Source organism: Microcoleus sp. F10-B2, from assembly GCF_036704965.1.
In the GTDB taxonomy this organism is placed as follows: domain Bacteria; phylum Cyanobacteriota; class Cyanobacteriia; order Cyanobacteriales; family Microcoleaceae; genus Microcoleus.
Genome location: NZ_JAUBTB010000021.1, coordinates 47,031 through 67,401 on the forward strand (window position 1 = coordinate 47,031; position 20,371 = coordinate 67,401).

General features: G+C 45.7%; 11 protein-coding genes. 7 read left to right on the forward strand and 4 right to left on the reverse strand.

Annotated elements, in window-relative coordinates:
* The first annotated feature begins 388 nt into the window (after window positions 1–388).
* The 3 genes from QUA99_RS10770 to QUA99_RS10780 all read left to right on the forward strand — a co-directional run bounded on the left by QUA99_RS10770 (window position 389) and on the right by QUA99_RS10780 (window position 7,763).
* Window positions 389–2,176 (forward strand): NHLP bacteriocin system secretion protein, encoded by a 1,788-nt coding sequence (locus tag QUA99_RS10770; RefSeq protein WP_333236092.1) that lies wholly within the window; start codon window positions 389–391, stop codon window positions 2,174–2,176.
* Between the two features lie 143 nt (window positions 2,177–2,319).
* A complete protein-coding gene (locus tag QUA99_RS10775) occupies window positions 2,320–4,530 on the forward strand; it encodes an NHLP family bacteriocin export ABC transporter peptidase/permease/ATPase subunit (protein ID WP_333236093.1) in 2,211 nt (736 codons plus the stop codon).
* Between the two features lie 266 nt (window positions 4,531–4,796).
* On the forward strand, window positions 4,797–7,763 hold the full coding sequence (locus QUA99_RS10780; protein WP_333236094.1) for an NHLP bacteriocin export ABC transporter permease/ATPase subunit: 2,967 nt from the start codon (window positions 4,797–4,799) through the stop codon (window positions 7,761–7,763).
* A gap of 543 nt (window positions 7,764–8,306) precedes the next feature.
* Here the strand turns inward: QUA99_RS10780 and QUA99_RS10785 are convergent.
* From QUA99_RS10785 to QUA99_RS10800, 4 genes are read right to left on the reverse strand one after another with little or no spacing between them, the layout of a single operon-like run.
* Complete coding sequence (locus QUA99_RS10785; RefSeq protein WP_333236096.1) at window positions 8,307–8,549, reverse strand: hypothetical protein; 243 nt, start codon at window positions 8,547–8,549, stop codon at window positions 8,307–8,309.
* Window positions 8,550–8,573: 24 nt separating this feature from the next.
* Window positions 8,574–8,798, reverse strand: a complete 225-nt coding sequence (locus tag QUA99_RS10790; RefSeq protein ID WP_333236097.1) for a hypothetical protein — start codon at window positions 8,796–8,798, stop codon at window positions 8,574–8,576.
* 21 nt (window positions 8,799–8,819) lie between these two features.
* Entirely contained in the window at window positions 8,820–9,086 is a 267-nt protein-coding gene (locus tag QUA99_RS10795; protein ID WP_333236098.1) for a hypothetical protein, read from the reverse strand.
* 46 nt (window positions 9,087–9,132) lie between these two features.
* Window positions 9,133–9,543, reverse strand: coding sequence for a Nif11-like leader peptide family natural product precursor (locus QUA99_RS10800; protein ID WP_333236099.1), 411 nt, complete (start codon window positions 9,541–9,543; stop codon window positions 9,133–9,135).
* 385 nt (window positions 9,544–9,928) lie between these two features.
* Between QUA99_RS10800 and QUA99_RS10805 the strand changes: the two genes are divergently transcribed.
* The 4 genes from QUA99_RS10805 to QUA99_RS10820 all read left to right on the forward strand — a co-directional run bounded on the left by QUA99_RS10805 (window position 9,929) and on the right by QUA99_RS10820 (window position 20,293).
* Entirely contained in the window at window positions 9,929–11,206 is a 1,278-nt protein-coding gene (locus QUA99_RS10805) for a glycosyltransferase (protein WP_333236100.1), read from the forward strand.
* 151 nt (window positions 11,207–11,357) lie between these two features.
* Window positions 11,358–12,638 carry a glycosyltransferase gene (locus QUA99_RS10810; protein WP_333236101.1) on the forward strand — a complete coding sequence of 427 codons (1,281 nt, stop codon included), beginning with the start codon at window positions 11,358–11,360 and terminating at the stop codon, window positions 12,636–12,638.
* 96 nt (window positions 12,639–12,734) lie between these two features.
* On the forward strand, window positions 12,735–19,265 hold the full coding sequence (locus QUA99_RS10815; RefSeq protein WP_333236102.1) for an AAA family ATPase: 6,531 nt from the start codon (window positions 12,735–12,737) through the stop codon (window positions 19,263–19,265).
* Window positions 19,262–20,293, forward strand: coding sequence for a response regulator (locus QUA99_RS10820; RefSeq protein WP_333236103.1), 1,032 nt, complete (start codon window positions 19,262–19,264; stop codon window positions 20,291–20,293). Before QUA99_RS10815 ends, QUA99_RS10820 begins: the two co-directional genes overlap by 4 nt.
* Window positions 20,294–20,371: the final 78 nt, after the last annotated feature.

Here is a 20,371-nt window from a genome sequence, read left to right on the forward strand (position 1 = left end):
CCGGGTTTTTTGCGTCCAGGACTATTTAAATTCGATCAATGTTTGTTGAACCCAGGCTGTACTCGATACGCCGGGGACACGGCCAGCCTGTAGTTGCGGGCGATACCTAGCCGAAAGTTCGGGTCGTTCCCCCGTCTGGAGATCGGCTGCAAGCTAGTCTTTTTATTAGCTGAAAACTCTACTGCTGGTTAGGGTGTTGCCGGAGTTAATTGTCGTACAGTGATTTTACAGGCAAGCTGCAAACAGGAGTGAGAACATTCAAGTAATTGCACGGAAGCTTTGAACGTTTGTTGGGAAATTGTTTTTGCCTCAATTGACTTCCAAGGAATTTCCCCTTCAAATACACCCCTGCTTGCAGCCGCGATCGCACTTTCAAAAGGATTAGCTGATGCAGGTAAAACAAAACAAACTTTTTACTACTGAAGCGATCGATCGCTTATCTTCACCGGAACGCCTCGACGAAATGATGCAGGTGGTTAGTCCTCGATCGTGGCTGCCGCTAACTGCAATTGGCTGTTTAGTTGCTGCTGCTGGGGTTTGGAGTGCGATCGGGCGAATTCCGCTGACTGTTTCCGGTCAAGGCGTGTTGCTTCTGCCCCGCCGAGTCGTGCAATTTCAAGCTGCTAGTTCCGGTCAATTGGTAAAGCTAAATATCAAGCCGGGAGATGTTGTTAAACGGGGTCAGGAAATCGGTAGAATTGATAAACTAGACCTCAAGCAGCAGTTGGAGCAAGAAAAAGCCAAATTAGTTGAACTGCAAGGGCAAAAACAAGATACTAATAAGCTGCAAAAACAGCAAATTGCCCTGGAATTAAAAACCCTCGAACAGCAGCAAAAAGACCTTCAAGAAAGCTTGAATAGGGAGTCAGTCGCACCGATATTGCACCAGCAAAGTATGGCGGCATTAGAGCAAAAACGCCAAAGTTTGGAAGAAAGTTTGCGCCGAGAACAAATTGCGCCGGTACTGCGGCAGCAAACTCTGACAGCCTTAGCAGAAAAACGCCAAAGTTTGGAAGAAAGTTTGCGGCGGGAACAAGTTGCGCCGATATTGCGGCAGCAAACTCTGGCCGCGATCGCCAAAAAACGGGACAGTCTTTTGCAGCGAAAGCAGCACATCACTTCTTTGGTGGAAACTTTACAGCAGCGGTTTGAAACTCGCCGCGTTCTTTACGAACAAGAGAGGGCGATTAGCGAAGATGTAATGCTGCAAGCGAGACAGGAATTCGCGGACTCTCAGACGCAACTGGCGGATATTGAAACGCAGTTAAAGGAACTCGACGTTCAGAAAACCAATAGCGATCGCGAATTCCTGCAAAATCTCAATAAAATTGACGACCTCAAAAACAGCAGGCAGCAACTCAAGGTAGAAGCTACGAATACCGAACGAGAGTACCTGCAAAATCTCAACCGTCTTAACGAAATTAAAAACAATCTCCAAGAACTTAAAGTTCAGAAAAGTAACACCGAACGGGAGTACCTGCAAAACCTGAACAAAATTGACGAAATCAAAACTAAGATTAAAGACATGGAAACCCAAGCGGTCAAACTAGCTCAACAAGATTTAGAAAAGTCGATCGCCCAAACGAATCAAATTCAGGAAGTCAAACGCAAGATTGCCCACTTGCAGAATCAGTTGACGACCGACAGCAAAATTACCAGCCAATACGACGGCCGCGTTTTGGAAGTTAGCGCCGTTGCAGGTCAAATGCTGAACATCGGTACAAGGATCGGGACAGTTGAATCTCAAAATGCTCGCGAAAAAATGGTCAGTCTTGTTTATTTTGCTGACAGAGACGGCAAGCAAATTAAACCTGGAATGACTGTACAAGTTACCCCTAGCGTCGTCAAGCGAGAGCGCTACGGCGGCATTGTAGGCAAAATAACGCAAGTTTCTCCTTTTCCGGTTACTAATCAAGATATGTCGGCAATTATCGGCAATGAAAATTTGGCTGACAGCATCTCGAAAAACATAGCTGGTGGCGGTGCTCCCGTGCAAGTTTTTGTGGAATTGCAGGAAGATCCGAACACTATCAGCGGTTACAAATGGTCTTCCTCGAACGGGCCTCCTCTCAAGATTTCCCCCGGTACTACTGCGCTAGTTCGGGTTCAAATCGGGCAGTTAGCGCCGATTTCTTACGTGATTCCTATTTTTCGGTCTTTGACAGGAGTTTACTAACAACAGGACTGACGCATGGGTAGTCAGAAACCGGGTTTTTTACCTAATCTGCTCGCCCTCACGAAGTATTTTCGTAAAAAAACCCGGTTTCTAGGTCTCGGTGCGTCAGTCTTGTTCATTTACTAATTACCCGTTAATAAACAATGAAAATTCCCTGGATTGACAAGTTTTTTACGCCGCGCAAATTAAGGCGAGTTCGCACTCCCACCCTGCTGCAAATGGAAGCAGTAGAATGCGGTGCTGCTGCTTTAGGAATTATTTTGAGTTACTACGAACACCCAGTACCTTTAGCCCAATTGCGGAGCGAGTGCGGCGTTTCTCGCGATGGCAGTAAAGCTTCTAATATCCTTAAAGCAGCCAGAATTTACGGCTTAGATGCTAAAGGGTTTAAAAAAACTGTCGAAGAGTTGAAAACTGTACCGCCACCTTTTATTGTTTTTTGGAATTTCAATCACTTTTTGGTGGTTGAAGGGATGAAGAAAAAGCGCGTTTACCTCAACGACCCCGCATCGGGGCCGAGGACTGTTTCTATAGAAGAATTTAAGTCTGCTTACACTGGCGTTGTTTTGATTTTTGAGCCTGGGCAGGAGTTTAAAAAGGGCGGGAAAAAACCGAGTATTGCCCGTGCTTTAGATTCGCGATTGCAAAGTTCCCGTTGGGCGATCGCATTTTGTTTAATTGCTGGTTTATTACTGACTGTTCCCCGTTTGGCTGGCGCGGCATTTACCCAAATTTTTGTGGATGAAATTATCGTCGAAAACCGTCACGAGTGGCTGCGACCTTTAATACTGGGAATGCTGTTTGCGGCGGCCGTCCAAGGGCTGCTAGCGCGGATGCGGCTTTTCTATTTGCGACGGCTGGCAAACAAGCTTTCGATTTCGATGTCGGGACAGTTTCTCTGGCATACTTTGCGCTTGCCTGTGGGATTTTACGCGCAGCGGTTTGCAGGTGAAATTAGCAGCCGCTGTCAAGTTAATGATAAGGTTGCTGAAATTTTATCGGGGAAACTTGCTGCAACTGCGATCGACGCGGTGATGATGGTTTTCTATGCGATGATTATGGTGATGTACGACTGGGTATTGACGAGTGTAGCTGCTGTTTTTGCAGCCTTAAACTTTTTAGCCCTGCAATCTTTATCCCGCAGCCGCGTCGATGCTAACACCAGATTAGCTCAGGAAACAGGTAAGGTTGGCGGTGCTGCAATCGCAGGCATTCAATCTATTGAAACTGTCAAAGCTAGCGGTTTAGAATTCGATTTATTTTCTAAGTTTGCCGGGTACTATGCGAAAATGAGCAACGCCCAGCAAGAATTGGCTTTGCCCACTCAAATATTGTCAATATTACCAGCATTTTTAACCGCATTAGCAGCAGCTGCTATCTTAGTTGTTGGAGGCTTGCGGGTGATGAACGGCGGTTTGAGTATCGGGATGTTAATTGCCTATCAAAGTCTCACTCAGCAATTCCTCCGACCCGTCAACAATCTCGTCAATTTTGGCAGCACTCTGCAAGAATTAGAAGCCGATTTAAATCGGCTTGATGACGTTCTGCAAAACCCGATAGATCCAGAAGCAGACCGCGATTCTTTTAATAGTGGAAACAGCCCCGCCGCCCTTGCACCAGATTCTTTTCATTTGCAGGGCTGGATTGAATTGCGCGGTGTCAGTTTTGGCTACAGCCGTTTGGAAGCGCCGCTAATTGAAAACTTGAACTTAACCGTAAAACCGGGTCAGCGCGTAGCGTTAGTCGGGGGAAGCGGTTCTGGCAAATCTACTATTGCCAAACTTGTGACCGGGCTTTACGAACCAATGAATGGCGAAATTTTATTTGACGGGGTTCCTCGCAATTTGATTCCCCGTTCTATCCTAGCAAATTCGCTGGCAATGGTCGAACAAGAGATATTTCTATTTGCCGGCACTGTTCGGGAAAATCTGACGCTTTGGGACCCGACAGTACCGGAATCAGATTTAGTGCAAGCGTGCATTGATGCGGCAATTCACGAACTTATCTTGAATATGCCGGGAGGATACGATGCTCAACTCAATGAAGGGGGGACAAATATGAGCGGCGGACAGCGGCAGCGCTTGGAAATTGCCAGGGCATTAGTGAGGAATCCAGCGGTGTTGGTGCTGGATGAAGCAACGAGTGCTTTGGATGCTGAAACTGAGTTAATTATCGATCGCAATTTGAGGCGTCGCGGTACTTCTTGTATTGTGGTTGCTCACCGTTTGAGCACGATTCGAGATTGCGATGAAATTATTATGCTTGCAGGGGGGAAAGTTGTTCAGAGAGGCACTCATGAGGAGTTGCAAAACCTTGGAGGATCTTATGCTCGTTTGGTTGGGAATGAAGAATAAATAGCAGAAATACAGTAGCCAGCCCGACAGTCCGCCAGGGAATGAATTCCCTGTCTAATAGCTAAAGTCCTCTGAAGAGGACTGAAATGAATGATGGTTTGATTTGGCTATTCAGTCGGTTTTAACCGACTTTAGCTATGAGACGGGGATTTTAATCACTCCTAGGATCTGTGGATTAGCCCGATCGATTCGATCGAACTTTCTTCTTTGACGCAGGCCTTTAAACCCCTGCCCGACTTGATATTACTAATCGCAAATTACTAGCTATGCTCGATCTAAATCCTGTTAAGAAACTGCACCGAATTAAAGGAAATGAACCGCTGCTGCTGAATGACCCGCATCAGGTATGGATTGTTAAGTCGGGCGCGATCGCAGTTTTTGCAGCAAAGATACAAAGTGAGAAGCCTGCGGGAAACCGCTATTATCTGTTCAGCGTCAGTTCCCGCGAGGCTTTGTTCGGCGCTGCTACCCCCCCCAGCCAGGGCGGGCACGGGGGCACCGCCCCTACAAGGGGGGGAGAAAATTTAAAACCAGGTTGGGGACTTCTGGCGATCGCGATCGCCGAAACGGAACTGGAACCGATCGCGATCGCAGATTGTGCCGCTTTAGTTGCTGCTGGTGACAGCAAAATGCGATCGCTTGTGGAAGGGTGGATAGAGCATTTGGGAGAACGGGCGATTCCCTACGGGATAGATCCGCTTCACGCGCCGGAGGAAAAAGTTGCGCCAGAAACTGTTGTTTTAGCGGCCTCGCAGCAGATATCGCTGCAAAAAGGTCAAATGCTGCGATCACCCCCGGGAACTGTTGTCTGGGTGCAGGTGCGATCGGGCGATGCGAGTGTCGGGGAATTGAAGTTAAATTCCGCTTCCCCAGCGTTTCCCCTGGCTGGGAATATGCTGCTGGTGGCATCCGGGGAAGTTGAGGTGCAAGTTTTCTCAACAGCAGAAGTGGAAAATGCCGACTGGCTGCGCCCGAGTTTAGCTTTGCTGCACGAGTATTTTTGCTGCTGCTTGAACTTGCTGGTTTCCCAGCAAAAAGCCGAGGAATTCCGGCGCTTTCAGGAACGCGAACAGCTAAACCGCCAAGTGACTCAGACAGCTTTGGGAGAGTTAACTGAGGTGCTGCATCCCCGGAAAACCGCGTTGTCTGAGGAAGGAACGCCGCTGTTAATCGCTGCTGGGGCTGTAGGTAAGGCACAAGGGATAACAGTCAATCCCCCGGCGGGTTCCGAAGATTTGGGCCGAGTTAAAGATCCGATGGAGGCGATCGCGCGATCGTCCCAATTTCGCACCCGCCGCGTGTTGCTGGCAGGAGATTGGTGGCGGCAGAACTGCGGCCCGCTGTTGGCTTATACAAAGTGCGATAATCGACCTGTAGCTTTGTTGCCCGGTAAGGGTTCTCGCTATACTTTGTTCGATCCGATCGATCGCAGCCGCCAACGGGTAACTAAAGCAATAGCCCAAGAGTTGTCGTCAGAAACTCTCATGTTTTATCGGCCGCTGCCGTTATTGCTTCACAACGCTGCGGAACTGTTTCGCTTCGGGACGAAGGGCTACGAACAAGACATGATCGCTGCTTTCGGGCTGGGGATATTGGGAACGCTGCTGGGGATGGTGACGCCGCAAGCTACCTCGATTTTGGTCAATGATGCTATTCCCGACAGCGATCGTTTGTTACTGTGGCAGTTAGGGCTGGTATTGTTAGTTGCGGCGATCGGACGGGCTGTATTTAGCATGGCCCAAACCATTCTGACGCTGCGGATCGAAAATGCTGCCAGCGGCACTCTCCAGCCGGCAGTTTGGGATCGAATGCTGAGATTAAAACCGGCATTTTTTCGCAGCTATTCTTCTGGCGACTTGCTGACTCGCTTATTAGCAGTTAATCAAATTCGCGCCCAACTCAGCGGCGCGACGCAGCGGACACTTTTGAGCGCCATATTTTCCCTGCTGAATTTGGGGCTGATGTTTGTTTACAGTCTGCCGCTGGCTTTAGTCGGAATTGGTTTAACTTTGATCGCGGTTATAGTAACAGTCACATCGAGCTTGCTTTTAATCCCAAAAGAGCGGCAGATGGAAACAGGAGAAGGCGACATTAACGGGCTGACAGTAGAACTGATTAACGGAGTATCAAAGCTGCGGGTAGCGGCCGCCGAAGGGCGAGCCTTTGCAGCTTGGGCGAAAAAATACAGCCAGCAAATCAAACTAAGAACGGGAATTAAACGAATTGACGACAGCGTTTCTGTATTTAACGAAGCGCTGCCGTTAGTAAGTTCTATTCTGATGTTTTGGTTTGCAATTGTGTTCATGCAAACCTCTCAAACAGAAGGAGGCGGACTGAATATGGGAACCTTTCTTGCTTTTAATTCCGCCTTCGGAACCTTTCTTTCCGGCGTCACAGATTTGAGCAATACTCTAACTGATATTTTAGGAATTGTACCGCTGTGGGAGCGAGCAAAACCGATCGTCCAGGGCATCCCGGAATCTGACCCGACAAAAGCCGATCCCGGCCGCTTGCAAGGTCAAATTACTGTCGATAGGGCAACTTTCCGCTACCGCGATGACGGCCCCCCAATTTTAGATGATGTCAGCATCAATATTCAACCGGGGGAATTTATCGCGATCGTCGGGCCTTCTGGTAGCGGCAAATCAACATTATTTCGGCTGTTATTGGGATTTGAAATAGCACAAAGCGGCACTGTTTATTACGACAATCAAGATTTAGCAGGACTCGACGTTCAAGCTGTGCGGCGGCAGTTAGGAGTAGTGCTGCAAAACGGCAGAATTAATGCTGGTTCGATGTTTGACAATATTACCTGCGGGGCGATGGTAACGCAGGAGGAAGCTTGGGAAGCAGCGCGAATGGCCGGTTTAGCCGCCGATATCGAACAAATGCCGATGGGAATGCACACGGTTGTCAGCGAGGGCGGCACGAATCTTTCGGGAGGACAGCGGCAGAGATTGTTAATTGCCCGCGCGATGGTTGTCAAACCAAAGGTTATTTTGATGGATGAAGCTACGAGTGCTTTGGACAACCGCACGCAGGCGATCGTTACTGAGAGTTTGGATAAGTTGAATGTGACGCGAGTTGTCATCGCCCACCGCCTGAGTACGATTCGCAATGCCGATCGCATTTATGTAATTGAAGCAGGCCGCTTAGTAGAAGTGGGTTCGTTTGAGGAATTGGTAAAACAGGGAGGATTATTTGCTCGATTGGTGGCGCGGCAAATAGAGTAGAGATTCAAGGTAAAACCATTTTCAAGAACGGGCAAGATGCCCGTTCCACAAAGAGTAAATTTCTTGTGGAACGGGCATCTTGCCCGTTCATAAAATCATTATGAAAAATGGTGCAACATCTCAGTTACATCCGTTACATTAAGAACGGGCAAGATGCCCGTTTCACAAAGAGTAAATTTCTTGTGGAACGGGCATCTTGCCCGTTCATAAAAGCCTTATGAAAAATGGTGCAACATCTCAGTTACATCCGTTACATCCCGTACATTGCTCGTTGCCGAACTGCTTATTTTTTTGTTAGCAAATCGGGCAACCACAACAAAATTAGCAATAGCAAGCAGATGATAACTAAGCCAACGCTAAATATTGTTGTGTTACCCATATCCGGGGCTTGCTGCATCAGGTAAACTGGCTGTATCGCATCCATGTTTTATGTAGTTGGGATTGTTATATCTGTCATTGTACAACGGAAAAGCAATCGCAGAGTATGCGATTGCTTCGGGAATTTTATCCATTATCGAGCGGCTTTTGGCAATTACAATTTGCTCATTGCCGATTGCCGAAAGCGCGCGTCGCTGCTTCTATTAAGTTCATGGACGGGCCCCGAAATTCGGGCCCTGGTGAATTGGTTGTCATCACACGGATACCTGCTGCGCGAGCTCGATCGGCCCCATCAGAACAGCCGCCCGCGATCGCATCTAATTCTAATGCATCCAATTCTTCAGCGGTTGAGTTTTCTGGTTGGGATTCGGACGGTAATTGTTGAAAGGATATATCGTTAGTTTCCATCGCTGTTTTCTCCTTTAATTTGTATTAGGAAAACAAGTCAAAAATCTTGGTAGGGATTGTCAGACGAAATTTGGGCTTTTCGCCGCTGACTGTGATAACAGGGATACCGGCAGCGCGAGCTAGATCGGCCCCATCAGAACAGCCGCCCGCGATCGCATCTAATTCCAAATTGTTCAATTCTTCAGCGCTTGAGTTTTCTTGTTGGGATTCGGACGGTACTTCTTGGGAAAATTTATTGTTGCTTTCCATTGATGTTTTCTCCTTGCACAATTAGTGAAATTTGTTTCCAAAATCGATTGAAACAACTCCTATGAAAGTTGCCTGATCTCCAACTTTTTTACCCGCAAATGCGTCATAATTTCTCGGAGAGAAGCGGGGGATATTATGCCAATCTTGAAACATAAAACCCAAACCGCCCGCGATCGCATCTAATTCCAATTCGTTCAATTCTTCAGCGACAGGATTGGCAGGCAACTGTTGCTGCAGCACGGCACAATCTTGCTCAAGTTCTTGGGAAAACTGATTAGTGCTATCCATCTGATTGCTCCTTTTGATTTGGGTGTTGGATTCAACAAAAGATTACCTATGCTCCAGGAGTAAGGAGACCGGCGACACCCCCAGCAACAGCTCCTTCTAGCATTTTCTCGCCTATCTCATCGAATTTTCCTGTGAAAATAGCGCTGAAAAGTCCACCTAGGACACCGCCAACTACTCCTATAGCACCGGCCACTGGTCCAGCGCCAGCAACAGTTTCCAGTTCACTGTCAGACAACTCGCCTGAAGTATCTGACTGACTCTGATATTGGGCCTCGATCGCATCCAGCCACTGTGAAACTTCTGTTGGCGAGAAACTGTAGCTTTTTTCTTTGCCAAGTTCCACCGTTTTATTCACTAAGGTTTCCCGATCCGCGATCGATCGAAACTGTAGCTGGAGTTCGGGATCTTGCGAGACTTCTTGAAAAAAATGATTGATGCTTCCCACTTCAAAAGACATGAGATTTGCTCCTGATTTAATTGTTAAGGAAGTTACTCCTTAATTAATTTTTTACAGCTAGGCTATGGCTGGCCTATGCGTAAATTTAGTTTATGAAATTACCCGGCTAAAGTAGCTAGCTCAAAGTTGAGTTTTGAACCTATAAAAACAACTTAGTTTGAACTAACCTTTAGTTGAGGAGATTACCTGAACTTTTGGCTAGGTATCGCAGATCGCATACAACTATATACTGGTAACACTCTCTGGCAATGACTAAAGCCTGCATCCGATTCCTGAGTTCCTCTAAGCGATCGCCCCAACGCCCCAAGGCCCCAACACCCAACAAAAACCAGTCCTACCGCCGATTCCATGCTAAAAAGGTTAAATTCACACGGAGCCTTTACTAATGACCCACTTCGGCATTTTCTGTCCAGCCGGCGACGGCCACCTCAACCCCATGACAACATTAGGCAGCGAACTGCTTCGCCGAGGCCATCGAGTCACCGTATTTAACTTCCTTGATGCTAAAACCACCACCTTAGCCAGCGGCTTAGAATTCCAGCCATTAGCTGAAGATGAATTTCCCGCAGGCTCAATGGCAGAAGGGTTGGGGCAACTGGGGAAACTCAGCGGACTGACAGCCTTTCGATATACTATCAAAGCATTCACAGAGATTTCGACTGCTATCATCACAGAGGCTCCAACTGCCATTCAAAAAGCCGGTGTAGAAGCTTTACTCGTAGACCAAGTTTCATTCGAGGGAGGAACAATTGCAGAATTTCTCAACCTTCCTTTTGTCACAGTATGCAGTGCTTTGATGGTAAATAGAGACCCTAACATTCCTCCGTTTTGTACTTCTTGGCAATACAATCCAACTTTACCAAACCGCCTACGCAATCAACTCAGCTATCAGTTACTAAATCTGGCAGTCAAACCGATTCGAGAGGTGATTGCTGAGTATCGCCACCAGTGGAAATTACCTTTGTACTCTCACCCGAATGATGGTTACTCTAAACTCGCTCAAATCACTCAACAACCCGCTGAATTTGAGTTTCCCAGACAAAATTTACCCCCGCATTTCCATTTCACCGGCCCTTATCATAATCCTGCGACGCGCAAACCAGTACCTTTCCCTTTTGAAAAATTAACCGGCCAACCATTAATTTATGCTTCGATGGGAACGGTGCAAAATCGCTTGTTGGATGTTTTTCAAACGATCGCCTCTGCTTGTGAAGGATTAGACGCTCAATTGGTGATTTCTCTGGGAGGTGGCGCGAGTCCAGAATCCTTGCCCCCCTTGCCGGGAAATCCGATCGTTGTTGGTTATGCACCGCAATTAGAATTGCTGCAAAAAGCTGCTCTCACGATTACTCATGCTGGGATGAATACGACTTTAGAATCGTTGAGCAATGGAATACCAATGGTAGCAATTCCTGTCGCGAATGACCAGCCGGGAGTGGCGGCGCGGATTGCTTGGACGGGTGTTGGTGAAGTGTTTTCTTTGAAGGAATTGAGTGTTTCTAAAGTCCGATCGGCAATTGTGAAAGTCCTGACTCAAGAGTCGTATAAACAAAGGGCGATCGAGATGCAAGAGGCGATCGCGCGATCGGGCGGAGTCAAGCGCGCCGCTGACATTATCGAACAAGCTGTATTGACTGGGAAACCTGTTTTGGCTGGGAAATAATACTTTTTGGCGCTGATTTTAAGCTACTAGAAGAGCAAAAATAAGCTGTAGCCAAGAGGAGCGATCGCTCCAACTCTCTAACGCCCAACAAAAACCGCTCACACCGCCGATTAAATGTTAAAAAGGTTAATTTCACACGGAGACTTTACTAATGACTCACTTCGGCATTCTGTGTCCACCCGGCGCCGGCCACCTCAACCCCATGACAACATTAGGCTGCGAACTGCTTCGCCGAGGTCATCGAGTCACGGTATTTGGCTTCCTTGAGGCTCAAGTCACAACCTTAGCCAGCGGATTGGAATTTCAGCCATTAGCTGAAGAAGAGTTTCCCGTCGGCTGGTTCGCAGAAATCCTTTCCCAACGCGGAAAACTTAGCGGACTAGCGGCATTGCAACATACTTTTAAGGAAGTTGCGAAGACTTCGGATGCTATTCTTAGAGAGGCTCCTATCGCTATTAAAAAAGCCAGTGTAGAAGCTTTACTCGTAGACCAAGTTTCACTGGAAGGAGGAACAATTGCAGAATTTATAAACATTCCTTTTATCACAGTTTGCAGTGCGTTACTATTAAATCGAGACCCCGACGTTCCACCCATTTGTACCCTTTGGCAGTACGATCCAACTTGGAAAGGACGCTTACGGAATCAAGTCAGCTATCAGTTACTCAGTTTGCTTGCAAGACCGATTCGAGAAGGGATTTCTGAGTATCGCAGAAAGTGGAACTTACCTTTGCAATCCCACCCAAACGATTATTACTCGAAACTAGCTCAAATCACTCAGCAGCCGGCTGAATTTGACTTTCCGAGACAAAATTTACCCCCTTATTTCCATTTCACCGGCCCTTATCACAATCCTGCGACTCGGAAACCAGTGCATTTTCCCTTTGAACAATTAACTGGGAAACCATTGATTTATGCCTCAATGGGAACGATTCAAAATCGATTACTAGAAGTTTTTCAAACCATCGCCTCTGCTTGTGAAGGATTAGACGCTCAATTGGTGATTTCTCTGGGAGGTGGCGCGAGTCCAGAATCCTTGTCGCAATTGCCGGGAAATCCGATCGTGGTTGGTTATGCACCACAATTAGAATTGCTGCAAAAAGCCACTCTCACGATTACTCACGCCGGGATGAATACGACTTTGGAATCTTTGAGTAATGGAGTCCCAATGGTAGCAATTCCAGTCGCGAATGATCAGCCGGGAGTGGCAGCGCGGATTGCTTGGACGGGTGTTGGTGAAGTGGTTTCTTTGAAGGAATTGAGTGTTCCTAAAGTCCGATCGGCAATTGGGAAAGTCCTGACTCAAGAGTCGTATAAACAAAGGGCGATCGAGATGCAAGAGGCGATCGCGCGATCGGGCGGAGTCAAGCGCGCCGCTGACATTATCGAACAGGTTGTATTGACTGGGAAGCCTGTCTTGGCTTCTAAAATCTAAAATCTCAGATGTGGAGTCAAATCTAAAATCTAAAATCTAAAATCTAAAATCGACTGATGGCTCACGCACATCTTGTGTGAGGAGTAAATTTATGCTATGTTCAACGCCACAGTTGACAGCGGTATAAATATGCTGACTCTTCCGGACGTTGCAGTCACAGAGCTCATCTACGAAAGCGCAAACTCCCTGGTTTACCGAGCATTGCGACAGCCCGACAGTCTTCCCGTCATCCTCAAAATCCTTAAAGAAAATTATCCCACACCTCAAGAACTCGCCCGCTATCGCACAGAGTATAAAATTACACAATCTTTGAATCTGAGTGGCTGTATAAAAGCCTATGATTTGCAGCCATATCAAAACACGCTGGTGATGTTTGTGGAGGATTTTGGCGGTGAATCCTTGAAAATTTGGATGCAGCAGCAAAAATTTAGTATTGCAGAATTCTTGCGAATTGCGATCGCCACCACAGAAAGTTTACAACAAATTCACAGCGCCCACATCATTCACAAAGACATTAACCCTTCAAATATTGTCTTCAATCCAGCTAACGGACAACTCAAAATCATCGATTTTGGCATTTCCACGCAGTTAACGCGCGAGAATTACACCATCAAAAATCCCAACATTTTAGAGGGAACTCTTGCTTATATGTCGCCGGAACAAACCGGCAGAATGAACCGCAGTTTAGATTACCGCACAGATTTTTATTCCTTGGGGGCTACCTTTTACGAACTGCTGACCTACCAACTGCCTTTTGACACCAATGATGTGCTGGAATTGGTACACAGTCATCTCGCTAAACAGCCGTTATCTCCATCTCAGGTGAATCCCGAAATTCCGCAAATTATTTCCGATATTGTCATGAAGTTGATGGGGAAAAATGCTGAGGAGCGGTATCAAAGTGCGATCGGAATAAAAGCCGATTTAGAAGAATGTTTAAATCAACTTCACAGCAATAACAATATATCAGTTTTTCCACTAGGATGTCAAGATATTTCCGATCGGTTTCAAATTCCGCAAAAACTTTACGGCAGAGAGCGAGAAATTGATAGTTTACTAACAGCTTTTGAAACAGTCAGCAGTCACAGGCAAGATGCCTGTGCCACAAGTGGACATGGGGAAGATGCCACAAGCATTCACAGGCAAGATGCCTGTGCCACAAGTTCAATGATGCTGATTTCGGGATATTCTGGTATCGGTAAATCAGCTTTGGTGCAAGAATTATACAAACCGATTACTCAACAGCGCGGTTATTTTATCTCCGGTAAATTTGACCAATACCAGCGCAACATTCCCTACAGCGCAATTGTCAATGCTTTTCAGGATTTAGCCAAACAACTGTTAGCAGAAAGCGAAGCAAATCTCCAAGAATGGCGGAAAAAATTATTAGACGCATTGGGAATAAACGGTCAAGTCATGATTGACGTGATTCCCGAAATTGAATTAATTATCGGCAAGCAACCCGCGCCGCCAGAATTGGGTGCGGGTGAAGCGGAAAATCGCTTTAATTTTGTGTTTCAAAACTTCATTAAAGTCTTTACCAAACCGGAACATCCTCTCACGATATTTATCGATGATTTGCAGTGGGCTGACGGGGCATCTCTGAAACTGATGCAACTGCTGATGAGCGCTTCTTCAACGGGACTGTTTTTAATTGGGGCGTATCGAGATAACGAAGTTTCCGCAGGTCATCCGTTAATGTTAACAATTGCAGAGATTGTCGAAACTGGCGCAAAGGTCGATCGCATTTTCCTGTCACCTTTGGATTTATCCTCTGTTACTCAACTGATTGCCGATGCCCTGAATTCCCCGGAAGCAAGAGTCAACTCCCTTGCCGAGTTAGTGTTTTTCAAGACGGGCGGAAATCCTTTCTTTATGAATGAATTTCTCAAATCGCTTTACACAGAAGGGTTGTTACAATTTGACTTTACTCCTCTGCCTCACCAGGGAGGGACACCAGGGGGTTGGCAGTGGGATTTAGACGAAATTCAAGCGAGGAATTTCACTGATAACGTTGTCGAATTGATGGCTGTAAAAATTCAACAACTGCCCGATAATACGCAGGAAACTTTAAAGATAGCAGCCTGCATTGGCAATCAATTCGATCTGAAAACATTAGCCTCACTTTGCGAAAATTTTGTGGGACAAACGGCAAATGATTTGTACGCAGCCGTTGCTGAAAATTTAGTCGTGTTGCTGGGGAATATGGGAGACTTGGAATTAGAAATTACCGGTAAATTACACAGCAGCCAATCGCTAGAATACAAATTTGTTCATGACAGAATTCAGCAAGCTGCTTATTCGCTAATTGCCGATCGAGATAAGCCGATCGTCCACAGACAAATCGGGCAAATGCTGCTGCAAAATACTCCTGAAGAGCGAAGAGAGGAAAAAATATTTGACATTGTTAATCAACTGAATTTTGGCAATGAATTAATTTCCGATCGGTCTGAAAAAGATGAACTGGCTGAGTTAAATCTGATTGCTGGCAATAAAGCCAAGGCATCAGCAGCTTTTCAGTCAGCTTTCAACTACCTGCAAACAGGCATAAATTTGCTGGGAGAAAACAGTTGGCTGGTGCAATACAACCTCAGCTTGCAATTGCATCAAGAAGCCGCAGAGATAGCTTACCTTTTGGGCGATTTCGATCGCATGGAAAGTTTAGGTGCTGTTGTACTAAAAAATGCTAAAACCGTCCTCGGCAGAGCCAAAGTAATTGAGGTAAAAATGGCCACTCATGCTGCCAAAAATCAACTAGATATAGCAATTAATCTGGGTCGGGAATTTTTGAGGCAGTTGGGAGTCAAACTGCCCGCAAAGCCTAACAATCTAGATAGCATAATCGGATTGCTGGAAGTTAAGTTAACCCTAGCTGGGAAACGCATTGAGGATTTAGCCAATCTACCTCAAGGAAGCGATCCTGCTAAACAAGCTGCACTGCGTATCTTGTCATTTATGGCTACTGTCGCCTATGGCGTTGCCCCTCAACTGATGCCTTTAATTGTGTTTAAGCAGGTGATTTTATCTGTAAAGTATGGCAACTATCCTGAGTCTCTCCATGCTTATGCAGTTTATGGATTAATTTTGTGCGGAGTGGTGGGAGATATTGAAGGTGGTTATAAATTTGGTCAGCTAGCATTGAGGATGTTGGAGCAATTTCGGAAGCCAGAACTAAAAACTAAAGTCCTTCTTCCATTTAATGACTTCATCCGTCATTGGAAAGCGCCAGCTAAAGAAACGTTGCCATCTTTGTTGGAGGCTTACAAAAGCGGATTGGAAACAGGACAAGTGGAAGAACGTGCTTGTGCGTCTCAAACTTACTGCGGTTATTCGTACCTCTTTGGCGCTGAATTGTTAGGGCTGGAGAACGATATTGCTACTTATGGCGAGGCAATAGAACAATCAAAATATGACCCGATTATTTGGCAGATTAAACCTTTAGAGCAGTCTGTTTTTAATTTATTAGGTAAGTCGGAAAATCCCTGCTATTTAATTGGGGAAGCCTATGATGAACGGACTGCGCTATCACTGTTAACGGCAGCTAACGATCGCACTTCGATTTTTGCCCTGCATTTTTATAAAATGATTCTCTGTTATTTATTCGGGCAATATGCTGAAGCGGTATCAAATGCAGCTTCCACCATGCAGTATGTAGATAGTGCTGCGGGAACTCTGCAAGTATCCTACTGTTATTTTTATGAATCGCTGGCTCAGCTTTCGTTCTCTTCTAATGCTTCTTTTGACCAGCAAAAGCACTGTTTAAAAAAAGTCACGGCTAATCAGAAAAAAATGAAAAAATGGGCGTATCACGCCCCGATGAATCACTCGCACAAATTTAATTTAGTTGAGGCAGAAAGATATCGGGTTATTGGTAAAGATGCACGGGCGATCGACTGTTACGATCGCGCAATTTCCCTCGCCAAAGAAAACGAGTACATCCACGAAGCCGCCCTCGCTTACGAACTCGCAGCCAAGTTCTATTTATCCAGGGGAAAAGAACTAACAGCTAAAGCTTATATGCAGGAAGCTCGTTACTGCTATCAACTCTGGGGTGCGGCGGCTAAAGTCAAAGATTTAGAAACGCGATATCCGCAATTATTTACTATCGATCGACCTCCAAGTAAAAAACATTCAACCACTACATCAACGACGGGTAGCCGTTCTAGTGATTCCTTGGATATCGCTACAGTCATGAAAGCTTCCGAGGCAATTGCTGGGGAAATTGTACAGGATAAATTACTCTCCAGATTGATGAAAAATTTGATGGAAAATGTCGGCGCTCAAAAAGGATATTTAATTTTAGAAAGCCAGGGAAAATTGCTGATTGAAGCTGAAGGTGCAATTAATGATGAACGGATAACAGTGTTGCAATCTGAACCAGTTGAAAATTGCCAGGAACTTTCCGAAGCTATTATCAATTATGTCGCTCGAACCAAAGAAAATTTAGTGTTAAATGATGCCACTCGTGAAGGTAACTTTACGAATGATTCTTACATCAAATCACGTCAGCCTAAATCTATTTTGTGTGCGGCTTTGATGAATCAAGGTCAACTGGCTGCTATTGTTTATCTCGAAAATAACCTCACCGCACAAGCTTTTACTCCCGATCGCCTGGAAGTTTTGCAATTGTTATCGGGACAAGCAGCGATCGCACTTACCAATGCTAAACTCTTCTCTGAAGTCAAGGAACGCGAAAGCCGGTTGACTCAATTTATCAATGCTATGCCAATTGGGGTAGCCGTGCATGACACCACCGGACAAATTACCTACGTAAATCAGACAGCACATCAACTAAGTGCCATTCCCACAATACCCGAAGCAAATACTGAGAAATTAGCAGAAGCTTATCAACTTTATCTCGCGGGAACTAACGAGTTATATCCCACCGCACAAATGCCAATCGTGCGTTCTCTGGCGGGTGAAACTGTCAAAGTAGATGATATAGAGTTCCGCCGACCTGATAAGATTGTTTCTTTGGAAGTTTCTAGCACTCCAATTGTCGATGAAACGGGCAAAATAAATTATGCGATCGCCACATTTCAAGATATCACCGATCGCAAACAAGCCGAAAAAGTTTTAGCGGATTACAACCGCACTTTAGAACAGCAAGTGAGCGATCGCACTCTCGAACTCCAGCGAGAAATCATCGAGCGACAACGAGCCGAAGACGCCGCACAAGCAGCCAACCGAGCTAAAAGTACATTCCTCGCAAATATGAGCCACGAATTGCGGACTCCCCTCAATGCAATTCTGGGTTTTTCCCAACTGCTGAATCGTTCTTCTAACCTATTGCAAGAACAGCAAGAACACCTGAATATTATCACCCGCAGCGGAGAACATTTGCTGGAACTGATTAACCAAGTATTAGATTTGTCCAAAATAGAAGCTGGACGCGCGACTCTCAACAATACCAATTTTGACCTCCACCGCCTGCTGGACGACATCGAAAATATGTTCCAACTTCCGGCACAAAATAAGGGATTGCAGTTATTAGTAGAGCGGATGCCAGACGTTCCCCAATATGTGCAAACTGATGAAATAAAATTGCGCCAAATCTTGATAAACCTGCTTTCTAACGCGATTAAATTCACCTCTGAAGGCGGCATTTATGTGAAAATTAAAAATCACGAGCTTGCTCATCAAATCTACTTTGAGGTTGAAGACACGGGAGCGGGAATTGATGTTAGTGAATTAGACAAGCTCTTTGAAGCTTTTGTTCAAACCAAAACAGGAGAAGAATCGCAACAAGGAACAGGATTAGGTTTAACTATCGCACGTTCTTTTGTGCAGTTAATGGGCGGTGAAATGACAGTCAGTTCTAGTGCGGGATGCGGTACTATTTTCAAATTTGACATTAAAGTTAATCCAGTTGAAAGTGCCGATCGCCAACGGGAGCAGCCCACCAGACGAGTTATGGCGATCGCGCCCAATCAACCCCGCTATCGAATTCTCGTTGCAGATGACGCTTTTGACAACCGCCAACTGCTAGTTCAACTGCTTTCCGCGATCGGTTTTGAAGTTTACGAAGCCAAAAATGGGAGAGAAGTAATAGAAAAGTGGGAGCAATATTCACCGCATTTAATCTTTATGGATATGCGGATGCCAGTGATGGATGGGTATGAAGCAACCAAACAAATTAAAGAGGGCAACCACAGGGGGATTGCCCCTACGGAAAACGAGGATTTGGTAGGGGTAGTGCCCCCGTGCCTGCCCCAGACAGCAATTATTGCCATAACAGCAAGTAGTTTTGAAGAAGAGAAAGCTATGGTTCTTTCTACCGGCTGCGATGATTTTATTCGCAAACCATTTAGAGAAGCAAACATATTTGATGCTCTGCACAAACATATCGGGGTGCAATTCATTTTTGAAGAACTAAATGCTGCGCCCAGTTTCACAGAAAATGAAATAAATGTATTGACAAAAACCGCGTTTTCTGAATTGCCTCCGGAGTTAGTAGCCAATCTCCAGCAAGCCATTAGCAACCTCGATTTGGAACAGATGCAAACAGTCATCAGTCAAATTCGCGAAATCAATCAGCCCTTAGCTAGGGCGAGCGCAGCTTGCATTAAAAATTTTCAGTACGAACAGTTGCTAAATTTAATACATACATTAAGGGATGAGACATGAACAAAAACCTCCGTTTTACCGGCAAAGAAAGTATTTTAGTTATTGATGATTGTCCTGAGAACTTAAAACTTTTAAGCGGCATACTATCTGTCGCTGGGTATAAAGTTCACCTAGCTCCCAGTGGGAAATTAGCTCTAAACTTTATCAATGCCAACTTACCAGACTTAATTTTACTGGATATTATGATGCCTCATATGGATGGCTACGAAGTCTGCTCGCAGCTCAAATCTACTCCAAAAACTCAAGATATCCCAATAATTTTTATCAGCGCTTTGCAAGAAGTTTTAGATAAGGTAAAAGCATTTTCTCTGGGCGGGATCGACTACATTACAAAACCTTTTCAACAACAAGAAGTTTTAGTGCGCGTGGAAAACCAATTACGTCTGAGAAGGATGTCTAAACAACTCATAGACCAAAATATTCTCGAAGAGCGAAACCGCATGGCGCGGGAAATTCACGACACTTTAGCACAAACTTTTGCAGGCATCATCATACATTTGGGAGCCGCAGAACGGGTAATATTAGCGAATCCAGAACAAGCACAAGCACACATGAAAACAGTCTGCGAATTGGCTCGCTCTGGACTTGCTGAATCGCGGCGATCCGTAGAATGTTTGCGCCCGCAACTGTTAGAAGATGGCGACTTGTATAGCGCTCTTAACCAAATTGCTCAACAAATGTCATCAGAGACTGATACTCGTACTATTGTTGAAGTGGTTGGCACGGCATATTCCCTACCATTAGAGGTAGAAAATAACCTGTTGCGGATCGGGCAGGAAGCATTAACAAATGCTTTCAAATATGCCAAAGCTACGGCGATCAAAATTGAGTTGGTATACGAAACATCCAAGTTTATTTTGCGGGTGCAAGACAACGGACAGGGATTTGATACGGAAAGTATCTGTTTTAGGAATGGCTTTGGTTTATTGGGAATGAGAGAACGCGCCGATCGCATTAACGCGCAGCTAACTGTAAACAGCCGCCCCGGAAACGGCACAGAAGTTATAGTTTCAGTTAATCGCCAGTAATATACAGCAGATTCCACGTTCATGAAGTACACCTGCCTATCCTTCGATCCCGGTAGGGACAAAGGCTTTAGCCTTTGT